20 protein-coding genes are annotated in these 23,783 nt (G+C 72.6%); 9 read left to right on the forward strand and 11 right to left on the reverse strand.

Translation table 11 applies throughout. From position 1 onward, the window contains the following. Positions 1-92 precede the first annotated feature (92 nt). A complete protein-coding gene (locus WME79_RS47890; RefSeq protein ID WP_437529400.1) occupies positions 93-995 on the forward strand; it encodes a PfkB family carbohydrate kinase in 903 nt (300 codons plus the stop codon). A 28-nt stretch (positions 996-1,023) separates the two neighbouring features. Here WME79_RS47890 and WME79_RS47895 read toward each other — a convergent pair whose 3' ends face one another. After that, positions 1,024-2,337, reverse strand: a complete 1,314-nt coding sequence (locus WME79_RS47895; RefSeq protein ID WP_437529402.1) for a hypothetical protein — start codon at positions 2,335-2,337, stop codon at positions 1,024-1,026. Between the two features lie 10 nt (positions 2,338-2,347). Beyond that, positions 2,348-3,724 (reverse strand): hypothetical protein, encoded by a 1,377-nt coding sequence (locus tag WME79_RS47900; protein WP_437529404.1) that lies wholly within the window; start codon positions 3,722-3,724, stop codon positions 2,348-2,350. Between the two features lie 248 nt (positions 3,725-3,972). On the opposite strand from WME79_RS47900, the gene WME79_RS47905 reads away from it, so the two are divergent. Further along, positions 3,973-4,686, forward strand: coding sequence for a glutathione S-transferase family protein (locus WME79_RS47905; protein ID WP_437529407.1), 714 nt, complete (start codon positions 3,973-3,975; stop codon positions 4,684-4,686). Positions 4,687-4,830: 144 nt separating this feature from the next. Here the strand turns inward: WME79_RS47905 and WME79_RS47910 are convergent, their stop codons facing one another. From WME79_RS47910 to WME79_RS47920, 3 genes are all read right to left on the reverse strand, one after another. Continuing rightward, a complete protein-coding gene (locus tag WME79_RS47910; RefSeq protein ID WP_437529409.1) occupies positions 4,831-6,750 on the reverse strand; it encodes an ATP-binding protein in 1,920 nt (639 codons plus the stop codon). 225 nt (positions 6,751-6,975) lie between these two features. Further along, entirely contained in the window at positions 6,976-7,692 is a 717-nt protein-coding gene (locus tag WME79_RS47915; RefSeq protein ID WP_437529412.1) for a DJ-1/PfpI family protein, read from the reverse strand. A 273-nt stretch (positions 7,693-7,965) separates the two neighbouring features. After that, entirely contained in the window at positions 7,966-8,919 is a 954-nt protein-coding gene (locus WME79_RS47920; RefSeq protein ID WP_437529415.1) for a GlxA family transcriptional regulator, read from the reverse strand. Positions 8,920-9,333: 414 nt separating this feature from the next. Between WME79_RS47920 and WME79_RS47925 the strand changes: the two genes are divergently transcribed. Genes WME79_RS47925 through WME79_RS47940 form a run of 4 tightly spaced genes read left to right on the forward strand, consistent with a single transcriptional unit; the run spans position 9,334 to position 13,836 of the window. Further along, positions 9,334-10,059, forward strand: a complete 726-nt coding sequence (locus WME79_RS47925) for an ABC transporter ATP-binding protein (RefSeq protein WP_437529418.1) — start codon at positions 9,334-9,336, stop codon at positions 10,057-10,059. Then, entirely contained in the window at positions 10,056-11,312 is a 1,257-nt protein-coding gene (locus WME79_RS47930; RefSeq protein WP_437529421.1) for an ABC transporter permease, read from the forward strand. Before WME79_RS47925 ends, WME79_RS47930 begins: the two co-directional genes overlap by 4 nt. Beyond that, positions 11,309-12,517: an FtsX-like permease family protein gene (locus WME79_RS47935; protein ID WP_437529423.1), complete on the forward strand. Its 1,209-nt coding sequence runs from the start codon at positions 11,309-11,311 to the stop codon at positions 12,515-12,517. Before WME79_RS47930 ends, WME79_RS47935 begins: the two co-directional genes overlap by 4 nt. Further along, the gene (locus tag WME79_RS47940) at positions 12,514-13,836 is read left to right on the forward strand and encodes a sensor histidine kinase (RefSeq protein WP_437529425.1); all 1,323 of its coding nucleotides are present in this window, start codon (positions 12,514-12,516) and stop codon (positions 13,834-13,836) included. The genes WME79_RS47935 and WME79_RS47940 overlap by 4 nt, the downstream gene beginning before the upstream one ends. Here WME79_RS47940 and WME79_RS47945 read toward each other — a convergent pair. Together WME79_RS47945 and WME79_RS47950 are read right to left on the reverse strand one after the other, a co-directional pair. Beyond that, a complete protein-coding gene (locus tag WME79_RS47945; RefSeq protein ID WP_437529427.1) occupies positions 13,829-15,256 on the reverse strand; it encodes a sigma-54-dependent transcriptional regulator in 1,428 nt (475 codons plus the stop codon). The genes WME79_RS47940 and WME79_RS47945 overlap by 8 nt on opposite strands. Positions 15,257-15,291: 35 nt before the next feature. Further along, on the reverse strand, positions 15,292-15,903 hold the full coding sequence (locus WME79_RS47950; protein WP_437529430.1) for an NADPH-dependent FMN reductase: 612 nt from the start codon (positions 15,901-15,903) through the stop codon (positions 15,292-15,294). A 237-nt stretch (positions 15,904-16,140) separates the two neighbouring features. Between WME79_RS47950 and WME79_RS47955 the strand changes: the two genes are divergently transcribed. Beyond that, entirely contained in the window at positions 16,141-18,609 is a 2,469-nt protein-coding gene (locus tag WME79_RS47955; RefSeq protein ID WP_437529433.1) for a PAS domain S-box protein, read from the forward strand. 27 nt (positions 18,610-18,636) lie between these two features. Here WME79_RS47955 and WME79_RS47960 read toward each other — a convergent pair whose 3' ends face one another. Next, positions 18,637-19,164, reverse strand: a complete 528-nt coding sequence (locus tag WME79_RS47960; protein WP_437529435.1) for an oxidoreductase — start codon at positions 19,162-19,164, stop codon at positions 18,637-18,639. Continuing rightward, complete coding sequence (locus tag WME79_RS47965; RefSeq protein WP_437529438.1) at positions 19,161-20,078, reverse strand: class I SAM-dependent methyltransferase; 918 nt, start codon at positions 20,076-20,078, stop codon at positions 19,161-19,163. The genes WME79_RS47960 and WME79_RS47965 overlap by 4 nt, the downstream gene beginning before the upstream one ends. A gap of 197 nt (positions 20,079-20,275) precedes the next feature. Between WME79_RS47965 and tam the strand changes: the two genes are divergently transcribed. Continuing rightward, a complete protein-coding gene (gene tam / locus WME79_RS47970; protein WP_437529440.1) occupies positions 20,276-21,046 on the forward strand; it encodes a trans-aconitate 2-methyltransferase in 771 nt (256 codons plus the stop codon). Between the two features lie 18 nt (positions 21,047-21,064). Here the strand turns inward: tam and WME79_RS47975 are convergent, their stop codons facing one another. Beyond that, positions 21,065-21,445, reverse strand: coding sequence for a hypothetical protein (locus tag WME79_RS47975; RefSeq protein WP_437529443.1), 381 nt, complete (start codon positions 21,443-21,445; stop codon positions 21,065-21,067). Positions 21,446-21,591: 146 nt separating this feature from the next. Then, positions 21,592-21,795, reverse strand: coding sequence for a hypothetical protein (locus WME79_RS47980; protein ID WP_437529446.1), 204 nt, complete (start codon positions 21,793-21,795; stop codon positions 21,592-21,594). A gap of 407 nt (positions 21,796-22,202) precedes the next feature. Here WME79_RS47980 and WME79_RS47985 point away from each other — a divergent pair, with 407 nt between their 5' ends. Then, on the forward strand, positions 22,203-23,522 hold the full coding sequence (locus tag WME79_RS47985; RefSeq protein ID WP_437529449.1) for a peptidylglycine alpha-amidating monooxygenase: 1,320 nt from the start codon (positions 22,203-22,205) through the stop codon (positions 23,520-23,522). Positions 23,523-23,783 lie beyond the last annotated feature (261 nt).

Here is a 23,783-nt window from a genome sequence, read left to right on the forward strand (position 1 = left end):
GTGAAAAAGCGTGAAGGCCGGAGGAGGTGGCGACGGCCAGCGGCGCGGCCGGCGCGCCGCTGCGATCCTGATGGTGTAAGATGGGGAACCCCATGGCATCCATGCTGGCGAGCGCTGGGCGGGACACGGCGGCGCGCATCGCGCCGTCGCGGGGGGCGACGCTGGACGTCATCTGCGCCGGTGAGGCCCTCTGGGATCTCGCGCCTCCGGGCGGGGCCTCGCTGCGGTTCCGGCCGGGCGGCGGGGCGGTGAACGCCGCGGTCGCGCTCGCGCGGAGCGGGCTCCGCGTCGGGCTCGCGGCGGCGCTCGGCGACAACGCTCCGGGTCGGGCGCTCCTGGCGAGGGTCGCGGCGGTCGGCGTCGACGTCGCGGGTGTGGCGCTGATCCCGACCCGTCAGGGGCTCATCGTGCTGGAGGACACCGGCGGGGCGCGGCACATGGTCGCCCACCGCGCAGAGGACGAATTGCCCCTCTCGGTGCCCGAGGGGTGGGCGGCGCCGGTGCTGCTGCTCTCGGGGATCTCTCCGGCGCTCGCGCCCATCGCCGCGCTCTGCCGCGCCGCGCGGGCCGCGCGCCGCTCAGGCACCGTCGTCGTCGTCGACCTCAACGCGCGATGGCGCCTCTGGGCCGGGCGCGATCCGCGCGTGCTCCACGCCCTGCTTCGCGAGGCCGACGTGGTGCGGTGCAGCGCGGCGGACCTCGCCGGGCTCGGCCTCGACGACGCCCAGGTGCGCGCCGCCATGCGGCCGAGCGCGACCCTGGTGCTCACCCAGGGCGCCGGCGCAGCCCGCGCCACCGGCCCCTTCGGCGAGATCGCGGTCGCCCCGCCCGTCGTGGCCGAGGCCCGCGCGGCGGGCGCGGGCGACGCGTTCACCGCCGCGATCTGCGCGGAGATCGCCCGCGCCGGTGACCACGGCCCGGAGCGCTCCGACCTCTGGGCCCGCGCGATCCAGCGCGGTCACGCCGCGGCGAGCGCGAAGGTCGGCCGGCGTTGAGGCCGGGCTCCCCCGGCGGAGAACGCGGTCACGGGCCCTTCGGCCCGCGCACCAGCGCCCCCGTCGCGGGCCCGCCGTTCCACGCGAGGTTCCAGTAGAGGTTCGTCCCGTCCACGGCGATGCCCCACGGGTAGCTCAGGTTGCGCGCGTGCGTCGCGAGATCGCTCCCGTCGAGCCGCGCGCTCTGCACCTGGCCGTCGGCCTCCCGCGCGGTCGTCCAGAAGACGCGCGCGTCGTCGAACGCGAGCTGCGCGGGGATCTGCGGCAGATCCTGGACGACCCTGCGAAGCGGGCTCCCGGGCGAGAACGTGGCGATCCCGCGCCCCTCGATGAGCCAGAGCGCGCCGCCGCGCGCCTCGAGGGCACGCGGCGCAATCAGCGCCTCGTGCAGCCTCTCCGGCGTGCTCGGCGGCGCCGCGTCGCGCGCTACCCGGTAGATCGCGCCGTCGGCCGCGCCGGTGCCCCGCGCGGTCACGTACACATGGCCGGCGTCCAGCGCCACCCCGCTGGCGACTCCCGAGATGGCCGCGAGCATCACCTTCGCTGCGCCGGGCTCGGCGCCGAGAGGCAGCATGAACAGCCCGCCGTCCTCGAACGCCGGCGGCGTCCCCGCCTCGACCCAGTAGAGCGCGCCCTGGTCGACCGCGAGCGCCGTGACGCCGCGGGCGTCGGGCGCGAGCTCGGTCACCTCGCCGCCGGCCTTCGGGACGGCCGCCAGGCCGCGCGCGTGCGCGAAGTACACCGCCGCCTCGTCGAGCGCGAGCGGGCCCGGGAGCTCCTGCTCAGGCGCGAGCACCACCGGCGTCTCGCCGCCCGGATCGAGCCGCATGACGCTGCCGTCCGGCGCGTCGCCCGGGCCCTGGTTCGTCCAGTAGAGCCCGGTCGCGTCCACCCTGAGGAACGTGGGCAGCCGGAGCTCGCTGGCGAGCACGGTGGCGTCGCACGTGCCGTTCCAGCAAGCGTCGGCGCAGATCACGCCGCAGGCCCCGCAATGGCGCGGGTCCTCCGCGACGAGGACCTCGCAGCCGTTGCTGCCGTCGCCGTCGCAGTCGGCTCGCCCGGCGTCGCACACGAGGGTGCAGGCGCCCGCGGAGCAGAGCGCCGTCGCGCCGTCGCCGCCCGCGCAGCGCGCGCCGCAAGCGCCGCAGCTCTCGACGCTCGTCAGCAGGGCGGCCTCGCAGCCGTTGTCGCTGTCGCCGTCGCAATCGGCGAAGCCTTCCGGGCAGAGGTCTTCGTGCGGCTCCGTGCGCCCTGGCGGCGCGGAGCTCGGTGATGATGAAGAGCACGCGGCGAGCAGGAGCGCGCCGAGACCGAACAGTGCGTGACAGTGGTTCGAAAGCATCGGCGTCTCCTCAGAGGTTCGGGTGGACGACAGGCAGGAATGCCACGCACATCTCGTCGAGCGTCGACTCGCCGAGGACGATGTCCTGCGGCGCGGGCAGGCGCTCCTCGATGAGCTGCGCCGCGAGCGCCGGGTTCTCCGTGGTGTTGTCGTACGTGCAGCGCAGCTCGATCGTGTCGCCCGACCGCAGCGTGGGCAGCTCGGCGATCGGCGCGTCGTAGCTGTAGAGCCGCTGCCAGTTGTAGTCCCACGCGGGCGTCTGGACGAGGCACTCGCGGTCGGCCTCGTCGCCCTTCGGATCGGCGCGGATCTGGTCGACCTTGAGGTCGACGCCGGCCCGGTGCATGTGGACGCCGGCGCCGTAGATCGAGATCTCGGGGATCGGGAAGTCGATGACGTACCGCATCCGCTCCACGTGCCCCCGGGCGCCGGCCGGGATCCGGAACTCGACGCTCCCGCGGTCGCCCGGCCCGGGCAGGAGCCCGTTGCCGTCCCAGAACGGCGCCTCCGCGTTGCCGAGCGCAAGGTGCGAGAGCGCGCGGCTCGGCTTCTCGTCCGCGAGGCGGAGCGCGACCCGGGTCGCGTCGGGCCCGGGCTCTTCGCCGGGCTTCGGGTGGTAGTGGACCTGCATCACGAGCAGCGCATTGGCTGGCACCGAGATGCCGATGTCCGGCGGCAACTCGAACGCCTGCGTGCCGGGCGCCCAGGCGCCGAGCAGCGCCGTCTCGGAGAGGCGCGCATCACCGAAGCACTCGTAGCTGCCGCTCTCGCCGCCGAGCGCCTCGCTCTCGCGGTTCACGTCGATGAAGAGCAGCGCGTGGTGCACCACGGCGCGGTTCCCCGGAAGCACGTCGTAGCCCTGGACCCAGGCCTGCTCCGTGAGCCCAGGATCGAGGACGAAGCAGCGGAAGCTGTCGGAGCCCTCTGCCGCGGCGAAGGGGGCCTTTGGCGAGAGCTCGAGGTCCGTTCGCGACAGGCCCGCCGCGACGGGGGTGTAGGGGGCCGGGGCGTCCGCGGGATCCCCCTCGGGCGCGCCGGCGTCGCTCCAGGCGCGGAGCAGGGCGATCTCGTCGAGGGAGAGGTGCAGGTCCCCCCGGAACGGGCGAGGGGGCGCGCACTCGTCGGTCGGCAGGGCGCCCCACGGCGGCATTCGCCGCGCCTCGGTCTCGTCGGCGATGACCGGCGCGAGCGCCTTCGCGCTCTCGTACGAGGCCAGGCTCACCGGCGCGGTGCCGCCCTGCGCGTGGCAGCCGAGGCAGCTCTTCTGGAGCAGCGGCTCGATGTCCCTGTGGAATGTCGGGGTGCTCGCGCCCGGCGCCGCCTCGGGGGAACAACCGAGGAGGAGCGCCGTGGCGGAGGGCAAAACGAAGTAGATGAGAAGTCGCATGCGGAGCGCCCAAGCAGCGGGCGTGCCGGAGAGGATTGGCCGCAATCGGCGGGCGGCGCGCGAGGGCGCGTGTCCGCGTCCGGACAGGTGTCCGCGGGGGAGGCGGACAGGTGTCGTGCGCGCCGTCCGGCGCCGATTTCTTGCGGGGACGAGCGAGGGATCTCGTCCTTCATCCGTCGGCGTAGACGCCGCGCCGCTCCTCGGCGGAGATGGCATGACGTGCCTGAACTTCAACAAGGAGCGCCGACATGATCACCCTCCATCAGGCCCCCGCCGCGTGGGGCGTCCCGAACATCAGCCCATTCTGCCTCAAGCTCGAGACCTGGCTGCGCATGGCCGGCCTCCCCTACGAGGTGCGCTCCGCCGACCCGCGCCGCGCGCCAAAGGGCAAGATCCCCTATGTCGACATCGACGGCTGTACCATGGGCGACTCGCAGCTCATCATCGAGCACCTGGAGCGCGCCCACGGCGACAAGCTCGACGCCCACCTCACCCCGGAGGCGCGCGCTCGAGGCCATGTGATCCGGCGCATGCTCGAAGAGGCGTTCTACTGGATGGTGGTGTTCGTCCGCTGGAGCGAGCCCGAGGGGTGGGCCGCCTACCGCCCCATCTTCCTTCCGCTCATGCCGCCGGTCGTTGGCGGCGTGATCGTCGAGCTCTTGCGCAAAAGGATGACTGGCATGCTCCGCACGCAGGGCACAGGGCGCCACAGCCGCGAGGAGATCTATGCCCAGGGCAAGGCGGACCTCGACGCCATCGCCACCCTGCTCGGCGACCAGCCCTTCATGCTCGGGACCGAGCCGAGCTCGGTGGACGCGACCGTGTACGCCCTCCTCGCCAGCGTGCTGCGCTTCCCCGTCGACTCCCCGCTGAAGCGTCACGCCGAGGCCCAGCCCAACCTCGTTGCTTACTGTGAGCGCATGCGGCAGCGCTATTATGCCGACTGGAACCCGCCCGCCTGACCTCCGAGGAATCCCCTCATTTGCAGCCCTTTTCAGCGGGGAGAATTTCACAGGGAGGCGGGGAGACGGGGAGGGAAATCTTCAAAATACTCCCCGTCTCCCCGCCTCCCTGTGAATTGTCTCCGCTTCTTCGACGGTATCGTATCAGGCACCTTTGCGCGCGAGTCGATGGACCGCCGCCACGAGCTCGCCCGGCTGGACCGGCTTGGCGAGGTGGAGCTGGAACCCGGCGTCGCGGGCCTGAATGATGTCCTCGCGCCGGGCGAACGCGGTGAGCGCCAGCGCCGGCACGGAGCCTCCGAGGTCCGGGGCGCGGGACCGGAGCTCGCGAAGGAGGGCGTAGCCGTCCTGCTCCGGCATGGCGATGTCGCTGACGAGCACGTCGGGCCGAGCGCGACTCATCATCTCCAGCGCGGCCGAGGCCGAGCCGGTCTCGTCCGCCTGGGCGCCTGCCTCGCGCAGCACCATGGTGACGAGCTCCCGCGCGTCCGGCTCGTCGTCGACGACGAGCACACGCAGTCCGTCGAGCCGGGTGATCGTCCCGGCCGAGGGATGCTCGATCTCGGACGAGACCTCGGCGCCCTCTCTCTCCGCCAGGGCGACGGCCCGCACCGGCAAGCGCACGCTGAAGGACGCCCCTTTCCCCTCGCCGTCGCTCCGCGCGCGGATGGTGCCGCCATGGAGCTCGACGAGGTATTTGACGATCGCCAGCCCGAGACCGAGGCCGCCGTGCTGCCGTGTGGTGGCCGCCTCTGCCTGACGGAACCGCTCGAACACGTGCGGAAGAAAGGTGGCCGAAATGCCTTTCCCGTTATCCGTCACCGCCACCTCGACGCCGCCCGGGCGGAGCGCCGTCTGGAGTTCGACCCGCCCGCCGCCCGACGTGAACTTCACGGCGTTGACCAGCAGGTTCGTGATCACCTGCTGGAGGCGATCGGGATCGCAGACGATGTCCCCGGCGCCGGGATCGAGCCTGACCACGAGGCCGATGGCCTTTGCGTCAGCGGCCGGCCGGATGGCGTCAACCGCGGTGCGGACGAGCTCGTTCACGCTCGCGTTCCTGGGGTAGAGGCGGATCTTCCCGGTCACGATGCGTGAGCTCTCGAGGATCTCCTCGATGAGCCTGGCCTGCGCCTCGGCGTTGCGTTCGATGACCTCCATCGCCTTGGGCGCGAGCTCCGGCCGCGAGCGCTGCATGCGCGCCCACCCGAGGATCGCGGTCAGGGGCGTGCGGAGCTCGTGCGAGACGATCGCGAGGAACTCGTCCTTCAGCCGGCTGGTCTCCTCGGCCTGCGCCAGGACCTCGGCGCGCTGCTGCTCGAGGCGCTTCTGATCGTCGACGTCGGTGCAGGTGCCGAACCACCGGAGGATGCGCCCTGCCTCGTCACGCATCGGCAGCGCGCGGCCCAGGAACCAGCGGTATACGCCGTCGGCGCGCCGGAAGCGGTACTCGATCTGGTAGTCTTCCCCCGTCTCGAGGGATAGTTTCCACCGCTCCCAGGCGCGCTGCTGATCGTCCGGGTGCAGCTGGTCGTTCCAGCCGGCGCCGCGCGTGGCGTCGGGCGTCTCGCCGGTGTAGTCGTACCAGCGGCGGTTGTAGAAGTCGTGATAGCCGTCGGGCCGCGTGGACCAGACGAGCTGCGGCATCATGTCGAGGATGCGGCGAAGGCTGCGCTCGACCTCCGGGATATCGTGGGTCTCGGAGGTCAGCGCTGGAGCGGCCGGCACCGGAGCGGCGCGCGCCTCGACGAACAAGATCCCGACGAACGCCACGGCGCCTGAACCATCGCGGATCGGGAAATAGTGCGCAGTGAGCGGCACGCCGCTGACCGGACCGAGGGGTACCGCGCGCGAGACGCCGTCGAGCGCCGCGCGAAGCGCCGAGGAGTGCCCGCCCCGCAGCGCGGACGCGATCTCGCTGCCCTCCTCGGCGCTCGGGCCGAACCTCGCTCGATACGCCGGGTTCTCGTGGGTCGCGACCCCCGCCGGGCTCAGCACGAGGACGGGGAGGGGGAGCCCTCCGATGAAGTCGTCGAGCCACAGATGCTCTTGCTGCTGCTTCATCCGCGGCGACACCCTATAGCGCACGGGAGCGATCGACGCCGTCGGCGCGGCGCGCCCTCGCGGCGGACGAGCTGCTTTTCGAGCAGGCGAGCGTGCCGGGGCGATTCGAATGCAACCGCCTTGCAAGTTCAGCAAGTCCTGGCCTGTCCAGACTCATGCGGTCGCTGGGCAGCCTCGACACGGCGCGTCGCGCTCAGCGCGGGCGATCTGCGCCAGCGGCGCGCTTCAGCTCGATCTGCTGTTCCTCTCGGCGGCGATCTTCCGCATCTGCTGATCGTACGGCTCGAGGACGCTCAATAGGCGCTGCGTCAGCTCGGGGCCCGCAGCTTCGGGCACCCCGGCGTTGAAGGGCGGGGCGGGGTCGTATTCCAGCATCAGCTGCGTCAGCTTCGCCGCGTCGTCGCCGCGCAGCAGCGCCAGGAGCGCCAGCCCGAAATCGATGCCAGCGGTCACCCCGCCGCCCGAGATCCGGTTGCGATCGACCACAACGCGCGCCCGGACACACTCCACGCCGAACGCCTCCAGGATGTGGCGCGTGGACCAGTGTGTCGTGGCCTTGTATCCTTGCATCAACCCTGCTGCGGCCAGGATGAGCGATCCCGTGCACACGGAGGTCACGTACCTGGATCGCGCGCCTCGATCCCTCAGGAACCGAAGGATCTCCTGATCCACCATGGCGTCGGGCGTGCCCATGCCGCCTGGCACGAACAGGATGTCCAGGTCGTCCGGACAGTCGCTGAAGGTCGCCGTCGGCTGGATAGGAACCCCCGAGTCAGACATGACCAGGTCGCGCGTCTTCCAGAGCAGATAGGTCGTCGCATGAGCGGTCAGCACGCTTTGAGGGCCGATCAGATCCAGCGCCGTGAGACCCGGGTAGAGCACCATGCCGACCTGGAGCGGCGGCCGAGGATCTGGCAGCTTGATATCATAGGCGTCCGTCATCTTTCGTCCTCATCCCTTTCGTTTCTTCATCTGCTGATGATCGCCTTGATGGCGGAGCTCCGTCTCGACGCGGCCCCGCGCCTGGCGCTCACGAGCGCGGCTGAACGCGCTTCGTTGACCCGACTGTGAGCCACGCTGGCGGGGGCCGAAAGGACATCGTCCCCTGCTTTCAGGACACGCAGGCGCAGGGCCCCGGCGCGCCTCGTCGCGCGCAGCCGCGCGCGACGCATCCGGCGAGCGTCGACGGCGCTCGGCCGAGCGCCCGGCGTCCGCTCACGCTCGGCCGAAGCGCCTCCGGTAGTCCTCCGGCGTGACCTGCAGGGTGCGCTGGAACGCGCGCCGCATCCGCTCGTCCGTGCCGAAGCCGCAGTCGCGCGCGAGCTGCTTCATCGACGCTCGGCCCCCCTCGAGGCACGACCGCGCCTGCTCCAGACGGGCCGCCTCGACGAATTTCGCGGGGGTCATCCGCATGGCCCGGGTGAACGTCCGCGCGAAGTTGCGCGGGCTCATCCCGGCCCTCTCCGCCAGCGCCTCGACGCGCAGGTCGGCGTCGAGGTGCCGGAGGATCCAGTCGATCACGCCCTGCAGCGGGCCCGTGGCGACCGTCTGCGCGAGGAGGGGGCGGCTGAACTGGGACTGTCCACCCGGGCGCTTGAGGAACACAACGAGCCCCCGCGCCACCTGGAGCGCCATGTCGTATCCGAGATCCTCTTCCACCATCGAGAGCGCGAGGTCGATGCCCGCTGTCATGCCCGCCGACGTGTAGATTTTCCCGGACCGCACGAAGATCGCGTCGGGATCGACCTCGACGCCGGGAAACTCGCGCGCGAGCGCGGCCGCGGAATGCCAGTGGGTGGCCGCCCGGCGCCCCGTGAGCAGCCCCGCGGCGGCGAGGAGGAAGGCGCCTGTGCAAACGGCGCCCATGCGCCGCACCTCGGGCGTCGCCGCGCGGAGCCAGGCGAGCAGCCGGGCATCGCGCGTCGCTTCCCGGGTCTCGCCCCCGGCGACCAGCACCGTATCGATGCCGGGCGCCAGATCCGCGAGCGCCTTGTGGGCGACGATCTGCGCCCCCGACAGCGTCCGGATCACGCCGCCGTCCACGGCGGCGATCTCGACCGCATAGGCGGGGGGAGCGCCGGGCACCTTCGCTCTCGCGATGTCCGAGGCCAGGGCGAATACATCGGTGGGCCCCACGACGTCGATGGCGCTCGCGCCGTCGTACGCCACGGCCACCACCCTGCGCGTCGGGCCATGGCGATGCGCGCGCGGCGTGGCCCAGGGAGCGGATTTCGATGCAGGGAGCCGCTTCACGCGACGACGGTAGCTGTCTGGCCGATGGCCGTGAAGATAAAGTGCCTGCATTTCCTGCCAAACGATCCTCGGCGCGGAGGCGGGCGCCGGCCGGCTCGTCGCGCCCGGCCTGACGGCGGCGTGCGGCGCGACAGGCGCCGTCGCAGCGGAGGGGGCGTCGCCCGCGAGGCGCCGCTCGAGCGCGGCGAACGTCGTTTCCGGAGGAGGATCGGCTATGGGTTTGCTCGTGACGAATGGGCTCATGGCCAGCGGCTCCCCGACGACCGAGAGCCGCCGAACGCCGGCCGCTGCCAGGAGGGAAGGCGCCCTCGACGCGCCGCAGAGACCGACATGATACGGATGACGAACGTCACCAAGGTCTACCGGCGCGGTCTGTTCGAGACCCACGCGCTCGCCGGGTTCACGCTGCACGTCGCGCGCGGCGAGTTCCTCGCCGTGATGGGCCCCTCCGGCTCCGGAAAGACGACGTTCCTCAATGTCGCAGGGCTCCTCGATCCCTTCGACGGGGGCGAGTACCTCCTCGACGGCGAGCCGATGCAGGGGCTCTCGGATGCCCGTGCGAGCGCGATCCGGAACCGGAAGATCGGCTTCGTGTTCCAGAGCTTCCAGCTGATCGCCGACCTCGACGTGTTCGACAACGTGGACGTGCCGCTGCGGGTCCGTGGCATGGGCGCGCGCGTGCGGCGCGAGCGCGCCCTGCGCGCGCTCGAGGACGTCGGCCTGAGCGCGCGGCTCCACCACCGGCCCAGCGAGCTCTCGGGCGGCCAGCAGCAGCGCGTCGCGATCGCGCGCGCGCTGGTCGGCGAGCCCTCGCTCCTCCTGGCCGACGAGCCCACCGGCAACCTCGACTCCCGCTCGGCGCGGCAGATCCTCGATCTGCTCGAGCGCATCCACGCCGGCGGCACGACGATCGTCATGACCACGCACGATCCCGAGCTGGCGGCGCGGGCGCGCCGCAGGGTCCACGTGCTCGACGGCAAGCTCATCGATCCGTGGGCGCCCTCGGACCCCGGCGCGCGCGCGGAGGCGCCGGCGACGGAGGCGAGCCGCGAATGAGGTTCGGCCACGCGCTCTGGCTGGCCCGGAGGAGCCTCGGGCGGCAGCCGGGCCATACCGCGATCGTGCTGCTGGCGTTCACGCTCGGCCTCGCGGTGTGGACGGCGGCGCGCGCGGTCCTCCACGAGCGCACGTCCGACCCGCTGGCGTCCGCGCGCGATGTCTACCTCGTCTCCGTCCCGCACGAGGGCGGCGCGCCTGTGGCGCCGGCCGCGATTCATCCCTCGAGCCTGCGCGACCGCGTCCTCCTCGGGAGCCCCCATCCCTCGCGCAAGACCGACCTCTTCGCGGCCATGGCCGCCGGCAGCGCCGACGGCGGTCCGCTCGTTCCGGTCGTGGTGGCGTTCTGTACCCACGATCTGTTCGGGATGTTCGGGATCCCGGTCCGGCGCGGGGCGCTCTGGTCGCAGGCGGAGGGCGCCGGGGAGGAGCGCCCGGTCGTGCTCACCGAGGCGGCCGAGCGCACGCTGTTCGGCGGGGCCAGCGGCCTCGGGCGCACGCTGCGCCTGTTCGGAGAGCCTTTCCGGGTCGCCGGCGTCGTCACCATCCCGGCCCCTCCCGGCACGCGCGCCTCGCTTCACCCCATCGTCTTCGCGCCGAGCGCCGTGGGCATCGCGCTCGGCGTCCGGCCGCCGCTGATCCACGAGCGCGAGGACCCGAGCGGGGGCTTCGACGCGCTCGCGGCCTCCGACAACGGCTGGCTGGAGCTCCTGGTCGAGCTCCCCGACGAGGCACGCCGGGCCGCGTTCCAGGCCGAGCTCGACGCCCACGTGGCCCGCGAGCGCGCGCGCGGCAGGCGCGTCCTCGGGGCCGAGCTCGTGCCGCGCGAGCGCGTGCACGCGCTGCGCGTGGACGACCCGGGCACGACGCTCTTCGCCCTGCTCGCCGACGTGCTCCTCGGGGCCTGCACCCTCAACGCCGCGCGGCTCCTCGAGGGGAAATTCCGCGCGAAGCGCGCCGAGATCGCCGTGTACCGCGCGTTCGGGGCGAGCTCCCGCGCTGTCTTCCTCGAGCTCCTGCTCGAGGCGATGCTCGTGGCCGCGGGCAGCGCCGCGCTCGCCCTCGGCGTCGCCGTGGCCGCGCTCGCCCTCGTCAACCGCGTCATCCACCTGCGGCCGATCGACTACCACCTGGACGCGCGGACCTCGGCCGCGACGGTCGCTGTCGCGCTCGTCCTGGGCCTCCTCGCCGGCGGGTACCCGGCGTGGCGCGCGGCGAGGCAACCCCCGGCCGAAGGGCTCAGGCGCTCGTGATCGGCCCCATCGTCAGGGCGCTCGCCCGCCAGAAGATCCCCGCGCTCCTGATGGTGCTCGAGACCGCCTTCGGCTTCGCTGTCGCCGTGCACGCCTCGGGGCTCGCCCTCCACTACGCCCGCGCCGCCGCCGCGCCGCGCGGCATCGACACGCGATCGCTGCTCCTCGCCATGACGGAGCGCGACGGCCCGAGCTTCGCGTCCCGAGGCGAGCGCGAGGCCGCGGTCCGCCGCGACACCGAGGCCCTCGCGCGCGTCGCCGGCGTCCGCGGCGCCGCGGAGGCGAGCTCGGCGCCGTTCAACATCACCCACCGGGAGATCGTCGAGGCGACCTCCCCGGGCGGTCCGAGCGCGCTCGCGTGGATGCTGGACGACCGCGGCGGCGTCGCGGCCGTCCTCGGCCTGGCCCCGCTCGAAGGGCGCCTGCTCGCCCCCGGGGACGCCGCGGACGCGGCGTCGACGCCCGCCGTCGTCACGCAGGCGCTCGCGGCGCGCCTCTTCCCGGACGGCCGCGCCATCGGGCAGATCGTGCGCCGGAGCGCCCGGCAGAAGCCGCTCGCCATCGTCGGCGTCGTGCCGCCGTTCCGCGCCGCCCTGGGGCCCGACGCCGACAGCGTGCTCTTCGCGGCCGAGGGGCCTCCGCTCGGCCGCACGCTCTCCTACCTGATCCGGGTCGAATCCGACGGCGAGGACGGCGAGGACGGCGAGGACGGCGACGGAGCGCGGGTGCGCGAGGCTCTCGAGCGCGCCGACCCGCGCCGCCTCGTGCTCGTGCGCGCGCTCGACGAAGGCGCCGAGCTCGACACCCACACGAACCGCGGCGCCGGCGCCCTCGCCCTCACGCTGATCGGGATGATGCTCGTCGTCGTCTTCCTGGGGCGCATCGGGATGGCGTCGCTGCTCGTGTCCGAGCGCCGCCAGGCCCTCGGCATCCGCCGCGCCCTGGGCGCGACCCGCGCCGACGTGGCGCGCCTCATCCTCGTGGAGAACGCGCTGCTCACGACCGCCGGCCTCGCCGCGGGCGCGGCCGTCCTCGCCGGGCTCCGGGCCGCGGCGCGCGCGGCCGCGCCTGAGCTCGACCTGCCGCTGGATCCACGCGCGGTCGCCCTGGTCGCCGTGGCCGTGTGGCTCGCCGGCATGGCGGCGGCGCTCCTGCCCGCGCTCCGTGCGAGCGCCGTCTCCCCCGCCGAGGCGTCGCGATCATGACGCCGCTCCGGGCCCGCCATGCCGCGGTGGTGTTCCTGAGCTCCGCCGCCGCCTGCGCCGGGAGCCTGGCCGCAGCGCAGGCGCAGGTGTCCTTGCCCGGGTGCGCCCTCGCGGGGCTCGGGCTCGCGCTGGTCGCCGGCGCGCTCGGCTCCCGCCTCCTGCTCGGGCGTACGCTCGGCGTGCTCCGCGCGGTGACCGACGGCCTCGCGAGCTTCGCCGAGGGCGACTACACGCAGCGCGTCCGGCGCCGCCGCCAGGACGAGCTCGGGGATCTCGTCGAGCGCTACAACCGCCTCGGCGACGCCCTGCGGGCGCAGCGCGACGACCTCTACCAGAAGGAGCTCCTGCTCGAGACGGCGCTCGACGCCACGCCCGTCGCGATGGTGCTCCACGACGAGGCGGGCCGGATCGTGTACGGCAACGGCGCCGCGCGCGCCCTCTTCGCCGCGGGCGAGCGCATCGGCCAGAGGACGCTCTCCGCGCTGCTCGCCGGGGAGCCCGAGGAGCTCCGCGCCGCGATGGTCGCCGGGCGGGACGCCCTCGTGTCCGTCGAGCGCCGGGGCGAGCTCGAGACGCTGTACGTCGCCCGCCGCGCCTTCCGCCTGAACACCCAGGCGCACGTCCTCGTCTCGGTCCGGTCGCTCACGCGCGAGATCTCGCGCCGGGAGGCGGAGCTCCACAGGAACGCGATCCGGTTGATCAGCCACGAGCTCAACAACTCGCTCGCGCCGATCTCGTCGCTCATCCACTCGGGCCGCCTCCTGCTCGATCGCCCGGAGCAGCGAGAGCGCCTCGGCGTGGTCTTCGACACCATCGAGGAGCGGAGCGCGCACCTCGCCCGCTTCCTCGCCGCGTACGCCGAGCTCGCGCGCCTCCCGCCGCCCGCCCCCGAGCGGGTCCCGTGGCGCCCCTTCCTCGAGCGGCTGCGCGGGTTCGCGCCCTTCACGCTCCGCGACGCGCCGGACGAGCCCGGCTTCTTCGACCCTGCGCAGATCCAGCAGCTCCTCCTGAACCTGCTCAAGAACGCCGTCGAGGCCGGGAGCTCACCCGACCAGATCGAGGTCTCGGTGCGGCGCCTCTCGACCGGCGAGCTCGCGCTCACGGTGGCCGACCGGGGCCATGGGCTCCCGGACGACGCCTCGGGCAAGGCGCTCCTGCCCTTCTACTCGACGAAGCAGCAGGGCCGTGGGCTCGGCCTCGCGCTCTGCCGCGAGATCGCGACCGCGCACGGCGGAGCGCTCGCGCTGCGGCGCCGCGAGGGCGGCGGGGCCGTGGCGGAGTGCCGCCTGCCGCCGCCGCCGGACGAGCGCGCTACTTGAGCTTCCGCTCGATCTGGATCCCGAGCCGGTCCATGCGCCGGTAGAGCCCCTGCCGGCTCAGGCCGAGCGACGCCGCGGCCTTGGCGACGACGCCGCGCGCCTCGACGAGCGCGCGCTCGATCTCGAGGCGCTCGGAGGAGGTCGCGGAAGGCGCGTAGGACGCGGCGTGCGCAGCGGGCCCGGCGCCGGTCGCGATGGGCGCCGGCGGGACGCGCGCGGCCGCGTCGAGCCCCAGGTCGTGCGGCTCGATCGTCTCGCCCTTGCGCACAAGCGCCGCGCGCGTGAGCCGGTTCTCGAGCTCGCGGACGTTCCCCGGCCAGTCGTGCTCGGTGAGCGCGTGGCGCGCGCGCGGGCCGAGCGTCACCCGCTCGCCGCCCGCCGCGCGCGCGGCGAGGCGATCGAGCAGGTGGCTCGCGATCGGCACGATGTCCTCGGGGCGATCGCGCAGCGCAGGGATTGTTAATTCTATGACGTTAAGCCTGAAGTACAGGTCTTCGCGGAAGGATCCCTCGGCGATCGCCCGCGGGAGATCGCGGTTGGTCGCGCTCAGCACGCGCACGTCGGCCTTGCGGGTGACGCTGCTCCCGAGGCGCTGGTACTCGCCGGTCTGGAGGACGCGCAGCAGCTTCTTCTGGCCGTTCAGCGACAGCGTGCCGATCTCGTCGAGGAAGAGGGTGCCGCCGTCGGCCTCCTCGAAGCGGCCGGCGCGGAGGCGGGTCGCGCCGGTGAACGCGCCTGGCTCGGCGCCGAACAGCTCCGCCTCGACGAGCTCGTCGGGGAGGGCCCCGGCGTTCACCTTGACGAACGGCCGGTCCCGCCGCCGCGAGTTGGCCTGGACGATGGTGGCGAGCAGCTCCTTCCCGGTCCCGTTTGGCCCGGTGATGAGGACAGGCACGTCGGCGGGCGCGACCTTGACGGCGAGGCTCACGACCTCGTGCATCGCGTCGCTCGCGTACACGAGCCCGGCCAGGTCGTGGCGCTCGGCGAGCCTGTGCCGCGCGCGCCCGCGCTGGGCCAGGAGGCGCGCGTTCTCCTGCTCGAGCGCCCGCAGCCGCGCGAGGTTGCCCACGGTGGCGACGAGCTTCTGGTCGTCCCACGGCTTGGGCACGTAGTCGCTCGCCCCGGCCTTGATCAGCTCGACCGCGCCCGCGATCGACGTGAACGCGGTCATCGCCACGACGGGCAGCTCGGGGTCGACGGCCTTGATCCGGCGGAGCAGATCCATCCCCTCTTCGCCCGAGGTGGCGCTCTGCCGGAAGTTCATGTCCTGGACCACGGCGCCGAGCTCGTCGCCGAGCACCGCCGCCATCGCCTCGTCGGGCGTGGCGGCGACGCGGACCTCGTGCCCGTGCAGCTCGAACAGCGTCGCCAGCGCGACGCAGACGGCGGGCTGATCGTCGATGACGAGGATCTTCGGCACCCGGCGAGACTAGCGTGTTCGCCGCCGGGGGCTCGTCACATCCCGTAGGGGTATTTGGCCAGATCGACCAGGCCGCTGGCGCGGACCTGCTGCAGGGCTTTCCCGTACTGGAGGAGGATGCCCAGCGCGTAGCGGAGCCGCTCGCGGATGCGCTCGTCGTCGGGGGATTGCGGCGCCTCCGGGTCGTTGAGGAGGCCGCGGACATTGCGCACGATCACGTGGTCCGGGATGTAGCAGAGGTACGTGTTCTTGTAGCTGCTCATGCGCAGCTCCGCGATCGGGTAGGCGCCGCCCGCGCTCGCGGAGACCCCGACGATGAGCGCGGGCTTGTGCGCGAGCTCGCCCCGGGAGCAGAGGAGGAAGAAGTTCTTCAGTCCGGCGGGGACCATGCCGCCCCACTCCGGCGCGATGATCACGAAGGCATCGGACGCTTTGAGCTCGGCGGAGATGGGGCCCCAGACGCGCTCCCATTTCTCGGACGGCTGCCATACCTCCGGGTCCCAGAGCGGAAGCGGGTTGTCGGCGAGATCGAGCGTGTAAGTGGACGAGACGTCCGCCGACGGCGACAGCTGTTGCTGCACGTAGCGGGCGATCTTCCCCGATTCGGAGCCGTTGCGGTGACTGCCTGAGATGACTGCGAGCTTCATAGGGTCTTGCGTGCGGCCGGCGATGGATCGCGCGGCGCTCCTCGGTGATCGGTGGATTGCGGCGCGCGATGCTACCCCGCGCTCGCGCGGCGGGTCGAGGTGTTCGTCGGCGCGAGCGGCCCTCGGCCCCGCGCCGCCCGGCGAGAGGCGCCGCGGTGAGAGGCCCCGTATCGAGGGGGCGCGAGAGGCGACTCCTGTCCACGTGGCGCCGTGTGACGCCGTCGCGCGGGAGCCGCTGTGAAGGGCCGAGCCGGCTCGATTCGCGAGCTGCCCGGGGGCGCCCCGTTGCTCTACGTTGGCCGCGACGCCGCGTGCCCGGTGGCCGGTACACAGGCCGGCGGTCTCGGGGTGGGCGTCGCGGGGGGGCGGGTGATATCGACTCAAGAAGAGCTGGAGGGCGCGGCGAGCGCATCGCTCTCCGAGGGGGCGAGCGCTGGGCTGGGGGGGATGCGCCCGAGCGCGAGCGGGATCTACGCGGACCTCGTGAGCGCGCGTGACCTGCTCCAGGCGATCGAGCTCGCCGGGGTGCCCCTCGTCATGGGAGATCCGGTGACGGCGCGGATCCTGGGGTGCAACCGGGCGTTCTGCGAGCTGACGGGCTACTCCGAGGCGGAGCTCCTCGATCGCCCCTTCGCCGACCTCACGCACCCTGACGATCGCCCGCGGGACATCGCCACCTGCGTTCAAGCCCTGAACGGCGGGCACCTCGAGTGGCGCAGCGAGAAGCGCTACGTCCGCAAGGACGGGCGCGTCCGCTGGGCGGTGGTGCGCGGCACGGTGATCAGGGACGAGCGCGGCAAGCCGGTGCGGACGATCGGCGTGGTCAAGGACATCACCGAGCGCAAGCAAGCCGAAGATGCGTGGCGCTGCAGCGAGGACCGCTATCGCGGCCTCGTCGAGGCCACCGAGGAGCTGGTCTGGACGACGACGCCGGACGGGCTCACGCAGCAGCACTCGCCGCACTGGTGTTCCATCACCGGCCAGAGGCCCGAGGAGATGCTCGGCCACGGGTGGCTGGCCGTCGTTCACCCGGACGACCGGGAGCGGACGATGCAGATCTGGACACACGCGCTCGAGACGAAGTCGCGTTACGAGACGGAGTACCGGATCCGGGCTACCGACGGCAGCTACCGGCGCACGCAGGTCCGGGCGGTGCCGCTGCTCGATGCGGAGGGGCGCGTGCGCGAGTGGGTCGGGATGAACATCGACATCACCGACCGGCGCCAGACCGAGGAGCGCTTCCGCGCGGCCCAGGAGCTCTCGCTCGACGCGTTCGTCGTGCTCCAGGCGGTGCGGGACGCCGGGGGCCAGATCGTCGATTTCCTTTTCGATTTCGCGAACCCGGCGGCCGGGCGGCTCCACCGCATGCCCCTGGAGGCGCTCGTCGGCCGGAGGCTCCTCGACGTGATGCCCGACCTTCGGGCGGCGATGTTCCCGCTCTACGCGCGCGCCGTCGAGACCGGCGAGCCGCACGACACGGAGGTCGAGCTCACGGCCGGCGGGCACCGCGTGTGGGTGCGCGACATGGCCGTGAAGGTCGGCGACGGCCTGGCCGTCTCCTGCCATGACATCACCGCGCGCAAGCAGGCCGAGCAGGCGCTCCTGGAGGCCGATCGCCGCAAGGACGAGTTCCTCGCGATGCTGGCGCACGAGCTCCGGAACCCGCTCTCGGCCATCCAGTTCTCGCTCAGCGTCTCGCAGATGCCCTCGGTCCCCGAGCCGCGGCGGGCGTGGGCGCGGTCGGTCATGCAGCGGCAGCTGTGTCAGCTCGGCCGCATGGTCGACGATCTGCTCGACGTCTCGCGGATCACGCGCGGCAAGATCGCGCTTCAGCAGGCGCCGCTCGATCTCCGCGACGTCGTCCGCCAGGCGGTGGCGGCGGCCGCGCCGTTGATCGACGCCTCGAAGCACGAGCTCTCGCTCGACGTCGGTCCGCGGCCGCTCCCGGTGTTCGGAGACACCGCGCGCCTGGAGCAGGTGATCGTCAACCTCCTCACGAACGCCGCGAAGTACACCCTGGAGGGCGGGCGCATCTGGCTCTCCGCGCGCCGGGAGGGGGCGGAGATCGTGGTCCGGGTGAGGGACACCGGGGTCGGCATCCCGGCGGGGATGCTGCCGCGGATCTTCGACCTGTTCGAGCAGGCGCACCCGACGCTCGATCGCGCGCGCGGCGGGCTCGGGCTCGGGCTCACGCTCGTGAAGCGGCTCGTCGAGATGCACCGGGGCTCGGTGTCCGCCGTGAGCGAGGGCGAGGGCCGCGGCAGCGAGTTCACGGTACGCCTACCGGCCGTCGAGGCGGCGGCCGAGCCCGCGGAGGCCGCCGAGCCGGCACCGAGCACGCGCCCTCGCCGGGTCCTCGTCGTGGACGACAACCGCGACCACGCGCTCACCCTGGCGCTGCTCCTGGAGCAGGCTGGCCACGCGATCGGGCTGGCGCACGACGGGGCCTCGGCGCTGGAGATGGCGCGCAGCTTCGCGCCCGACGTGGTCCTGCTCGACATCGGCCTGCCAGAGATGGACGGCTACGAGGTCGCCCGGAGGATGCGGCGCTGGCCGGACGCGAGAGAGCTGAAGATCATCGCGTTCACCGGTTATGGCCAGCAGGACGATCTCCGCAGATCCAGGGAGGCCGGGTGCGACGCCCACCTGGTCAAGCCGATCGCGCCCGACGTGCTGCTCGCGCACATCGCGCGCGGCGAGCGGTAGCGGCCGGAGCCGCTTGAGGAGGACCGTTTACGAAGGCTGGAAGGGGACGGGCCGACCGCGGCGCCAGCCGCGCCCGAGCAGCCGCTCGATGAGCCCGATCGCCAGCGCGGAGGCGAGCGCCAGGGCGGCCGTCTCCGCGCGCGCGGCGGCCAGCGCGGCGAGGAGCGCGCCCGCGGCGAGGACCCAGGGGCGCACCATGGTGAGCGGGCCCAGGATCGTCACGCTGGCGAGCACGCGCGCCTCGTGGAGGGGCAGCGCGTAGGCGAGCAGGGCCGTGCAGACGAGGGTGGCGTAGGCGCCGTAGACGAGGATCAGGCGCCGTCCGGCCGCGAGCAGATCGATCCAGAGGCCCGCGGGGTCGGGCGCGAGCCCGAGCACGGCGAAGGTGAGGGCCGCGAGCGCGGCGACGGCGAGGAGCCCTGCGAGGGCGCCGCGGCGGACGGCGCGGAGGAAATAGGCGCGCTTCTCGATGCGCGGGTTGCGGCCGGCGGCGTCGCGAAAGCCGCAGAAGGCGGCGTCGACCAGGGCGAGCAGCGTGAGCAGCGCGGGGATCACGAGAACGCCCCGAGCCGGCGGCCGGCGCGCGGCCCGAGCTGCTCGGCGAAGGGCGCGCGCAGGTCCGGGCGGAGGCCGATCACGGCGTGCATGATGCGCAGGACGGGAAAGGGCCCGATGTGGCCGTCGAACAGCGCGGAGGAGAGGCCCTCGGCGCCCGCGCGCGCCGCCGCGAGGAGCGCGCCGCCGGCGTGGGCGCGGAGGGCGGAGAGGACGCCGTCGTGGCGGGAGAGCGGCTCGCGCATGCGGGCCTGGTGGAATATCCAGGCGCCGAGGGGCGACAGGTGGCTCGGCTTGATATCGAAGTGGAGGAACGCGAGGGCGCCGGCCCTTGCCTGCTCGCGGAAGAACGACACGAGGGCGTCGCCGCGGAAATGGTGAACCACGCCGGTGGACAGGAAGACGGTGGCGGGCTCGCGCAGCGTGAACGCGTTGGCCACGTGGAAGCGGCACGGGAGGCCCTCGTCGCTGGCCGCGGCGCGCGCAGCCTCGATGAGCGCGCGGTTGTAATCGCAGCCCACGAGCTCGACGTCGGCGCCCAGCGCCCCGCGGGCGGCGAGCCAGCGGACGACGTAGCCGAGCCCGCAGCCCACGTCGACGACGCGCAGGGGCCGGGGCGCGCCGGCGGCGCGCAGCGCGTCGAGCAGCGGCGCGAGCACGAAGCGGACGCGCTCTCCCTGGTCGAACTCCTCGGACAGGCGCTGCAGCTCGGCGTGGACGCGGAGCAGGAGCGCGTCGACGGCGGCCTCGTCGAGGAGATCGTCCCGCGCCGGGAGCCGCGCGGCGAGCCGGGCTGCGCCGGGGCGGCCTGCGGCGCGGAGGCGCTCGACCACCGCGCTCCGGCGCACGGGCAGGCGCGCGAGGGTGTCGGGATCGTAGTCGACGAGGAGATCGGAGATCTCCGGAGCATCCACCGGCGCGAGGGTGCCGCTCCCGTGCAGGGATGTCCAGCGCGACGCTCGGCGGCTCCGGCGCTCTCGCGGGTGCGATGGCCGCCGGGGCCGTCCTCGGTTTCTGCGTCGACAGGCGCGCCCGGATCTGCTGGAAGTAGGGAAACGAAACGGCGGCGGGAGAGCTCGCGCTCTGCCGCGCTGGATAGGTGGAGGGCGCGATGGCGGACTGGGATCCTGCGCAGTACCTGAAGTTCGAGGACCAGAGGGCGCGCCCTGCGATTGACCTGCTCGGCCGGGTCGACCTCACCGCGCCGGGCGAGATCGTCGATCTCGGGTGCGGGGCCGGCAACATCACCCGCCTCGTGGCGCAGCGCTTCCCGGGCCGGGGGATCCTCGGGGTCGACAGCTCTCCGGAGATGCTTGCGCAGGCGCGCGCCGCGCTGCCCGGGGCGCGGTTCGTCGAGGGCGACATGGCGCGCTTCGCGCCGCCCGCGCCGCCTGCGCTGATCTTCAGCAACGCCGCGCTGCACTGGCTGGACGACCACCAGGCGCTGTTCCCGGCGCTGCTCGGGCGGCTCCTGCCCGGCGGCGTGCTGGCGGTGCAGATGCCGAGGAACCACGGCGCGGCGTCGCACACGGCGATGGTGGAGGCGAGCCGGTTGCCTCGCTTCCGCGACAAGCTGGCGGCGGTGGTGAGGGAGAGCCCGGTCGCGGCGCCGGCGGCATATTACGGGGTGCTGGCGCCGCACGCGGCGCGGATCGAGATCTGGGAGACGGAGTATCTGCACGTCCTCGAGGGCGCGAATCCGGTCGTCGAGTGGACCAAGGGGACGGCGCTGCGGCCGCTGCTCGCGGCGCTCGATGAGCAGGAGCGGGCCGAGTTCCTGGAGGAGTACGGCGGGCGGGTGGCGGCGGCGTATCCGAAGGCGGCGGACGGGAAGACGCCGTTTCCGTTCCGGAGGTTGTTCCTGGTCGCCACGGCGCGGTGAGCGCGGCCGCCGCGCGGATCAGCGCGTGTACTCGATGGCGCCGACGCCTTCGGCCTCGGGGAGCACGGTCACGAGCGCCTGCGCTCCGACGGAGGCTGACGAGAGCGAGGAGCGGACGGCGACGAGCCATGTCCGGTCGCTCCTGCGCGCGACGAGGATGGCGCAGCGCTCGCCCTGGGGCGTGCCCGCGCGCGCCTCGGCCTCCTGGACCACGCGCGCCTCCGAGGCGTCGCAGCCCTGGACGTCGAACTTGCGGTTCAACAGCGCGGTGAGCGCCACGCTGGCGGCCTTCGTGGCGGTGACCTCTTCGGCCGTCGGGGCTGCGGGGGGCGGCGCCGGGGCGCACCCGGCGGAGAGCGCTGCGAGGAGGGGTATCCACCGTGCGATGGTGCGTGTCACGGGGCTGTCCTATCGCGGCGGCGCCGCCAGGGGAAGCCCTCGTCGCGAGGGCGTGCTCGGCGCCGGCCTGCACGGTTGAGCCGCCGCGTGTGGAGCGACACGGCGACTTACGTGGTTGAACCATGGTTCATTTCGCTCATTTACGCTCATGGGAGACATGGCTGGAGGCGTGCGCGCAGCTTGCCCACCTCATGTAGGTGGCAGTAGATCGCCGCCGCGTTGCCGTCCTCCTTCTCCTTGCCCTTGCGCCTCTTCCGCTTCGGGGCGTCGTGGGCTGCCTTCGCCGCCGCAACGCCTCCGCGGCCGTACACCACGACGGCGGCGCGCCACGGCGCGTTCGGCCCGAGCACGCCGCTGAGCCTCAGTAGCGGGCTCGGGCGCGCCCCGTAGATGGATCCCCGCGCGCGACCCTAGTCCGCAGCCGAGCTTTGACCCGACGGCACCGCGCCTCCTGGCGCGCGAGCGCCTCGATACCTTCCGCGTGAGCGCACCGTTGAACAGTCTCAGAGCGGGCGGGCACTCACCGAAGGAGCACCGACGCCAGGTCGCCGGCCCGTCCGTAGACCTGGGTCGCCGGTGCTCTCACGCGCCAGGTCTCCCGCTGTTCTCGGGAGCTCGCGGCGCGCGTTCTTCTTCCACCCAATTCGACGGCGTTTTTCGGAATCTCGGTCTTCGACCGCCCTTCCGAAAAGCTGCAGATCAGCGCTCCATACCCTCCAACCCCGATTCAGGTCGCACTTTTCCCCGAGGAGCTCGCATGAATCGTAGTCGTTATTTGTTCTCGGCGCTGTCCTTCCTATCCGCTCTCGTGGTCGTCGCGTGCAGCGACGCCGAGAAGGGCAGCAGCGGCTCATCCGGCTCCGGTCCGGAGAACGGCAACGCGGAAGCGCTGCCGTGCGACGTCGACAAGATCCTCTCCACGAAGTGCCAGACCTGTCACGGGGCGTCCCCGAAGTTCGGCGCGCCGTTCCCGCTGGTCGACCGGAGCGATCTGGTCGCGCCCGCGGTGAGCGATCCCAACAAGAAGGTCTACGAGCTCGTCGCCGCACGCGCCCGCGACACCGCGCGCCCCATGCCTCCGCCCCCAACCGAGCGCCTGACCGCCGCGGAGCTCGCGATCTTCGATCAATGGATCGCCGCCGGCATGCCGGCCGGTAAAGACACGTGCGTCGACCCGGGCGGCGGCGGAACCATCGACCCTCCGACCCTGAGCTGCACACCGGATGTCCTGCTAGCGCCGTCCGCGCCTTACGTCATGCCGAAGGGCGTCCAGGACCAGTATATGTGTTATGGGGTCGATGTAGAGATCGGCCAGAAACGACACCTCGTCGGGGTCGTGCCGCGCATCGACAACAGCACCATTGTACACCATATCCTGCTCTTCAAGGCGGATGAGGCGTCTCCCTCGACGCCCACGCCGTGCAATGGGGGCGACATCATGGGGCCTCTTTTGGCCGTCTGGGCGCCCGGCGGCAAGGCCACGGAGCTGCCCCTAGAGGCGGGCTTCCCGCTGGAAGGCACGGCACACTTCACAATCCAGGTGCACTACAGCAACATCAAGGGCCTCGACGGGCAGCAAGACAGCACCGGCTTCGACGTCTGCACGACGACGGAGCTCCGCCCCAACGACGCCGGCATCTTCGCGTTCGGCACAGAAGACATCAACATCCCGCCTCACGGCTCGCTCGACGTGAGCTGCGATTACCAGTTCCCGCGGGATATGGGGGCGATTTCGGTGATCAGTGTTATGCCGCACATGCACATCCTCGGCAAGCACCTGTCGAGCAACACGGTGCCCACGGACGGCAGCGAGCCGAGCAACCTGGGGCTCGCCGATCCGTGGAACTTCGACAACCAGATCTGGTACGACAACGATACCATCCTTCGAGGCGGCGACACCGTGAGGACGCGTTGCGCGTGGGACAACCCGGGCAACAGTGCCGTGGAATTCGGGGAGCGGACGCAGGATGAGATGTGTTATAATTTCGTGATGTACTATCCGTCTCAAGAGCTAGAGTCAAAGGTGGGGGACTTGACTTCTCCGACGGAAGACGTGTCCTGTGTGACGACAAAATAGACCAGCTCGTGCAAGACGCACGGCCTGTGCCCAAGCGGAGGCGCGCGCCGTTCGGTGAGAGCGCTCGTAAGCCACGTCCCCGAGGGCGACGGCTCGGCTCAGAGTGCCGGCAAGGGACGCGACCACGGGGGATCGAGGCGACGGATCGACCGTCGTGAGCTCCCCGGGCACGGGGCTCGCCGCTTGGGCCCGGGTTGGGGCCATGCCTTCCAAACGGGTGCGATCGGTGGTCTGGTGCCACCAAAATCCGGGGTGAAGTGA

This window comes from Sorangium sp. So ce726 (assembly GCF_051521405.1).
Classification (GTDB): domain Bacteria; phylum Myxococcota_A; class Polyangia; order Polyangiales; family Polyangiaceae; genus Sorangium.

Excerpts from the sequence above, each read along its gene's own strand:
- WME79_RS47890 (WP_437529400.1), top strand. The coding sequence starts at position 93 with ATGGCATCCATGCTGGCGAGCGCTGGGCGGGACACGGCGGCGCGCATC.
- WME79_RS47895 (WP_437529402.1), bottom strand. The coding sequence starts at position 2,337 with ATGCTTTCGAACCACTGTCACGCACTGTTCGGTCTCGGCGCGCTCCTG.
- WME79_RS47900 (WP_437529404.1), bottom strand. The coding sequence starts at position 3,724 with ATGCGACTTCTCATCTACTTCGTTTTGCCCTCCGCCACGGCGCTCCTC.
- WME79_RS47905 (WP_437529407.1), top strand. The coding sequence starts at position 3,973 with ATGATCACCCTCCATCAGGCCCCCGCCGCGTGGGGCGTCCCGAACATC.
- WME79_RS47910 (WP_437529409.1), bottom strand. The coding sequence starts at position 6,750 with ATGAAGCAGCAGCAAGAGCATCTGTGGCTCGACGACTTCATCGGAGGG.
- WME79_RS47915 (WP_437529412.1), bottom strand. The coding sequence starts at position 7,692 with ATGACGGACGCCTATGATATCAAGCTGCCAGATCCTCGGCCGCCGCTC.
- WME79_RS47925 (WP_437529418.1), top strand. The coding sequence starts at position 9,334 with ATGATACGGATGACGAACGTCACCAAGGTCTACCGGCGCGGTCTGTTC.
- WME79_RS47930 (WP_437529421.1), top strand. The coding sequence starts at position 10,056 with ATGAGGTTCGGCCACGCGCTCTGGCTGGCCCGGAGGAGCCTCGGGCGG.
- WME79_RS47940 (WP_437529425.1), top strand. The coding sequence starts at position 12,514 with ATGACGCCGCTCCGGGCCCGCCATGCCGCGGTGGTGTTCCTGAGCTCC.
- WME79_RS47950 (WP_437529430.1), bottom strand. The coding sequence starts at position 15,903 with ATGAAGCTCGCAGTCATCTCAGGCAGTCACCGCAACGGCTCCGAATCG.
- tam (WP_437529440.1), top strand. The coding sequence starts at position 20,276 with ATGGCGGACTGGGATCCTGCGCAGTACCTGAAGTTCGAGGACCAGAGG.
- WME79_RS47985 (WP_437529449.1), top strand. The coding sequence starts at position 22,203 with ATGAATCGTAGTCGTTATTTGTTCTCGGCGCTGTCCTTCCTATCCGCT.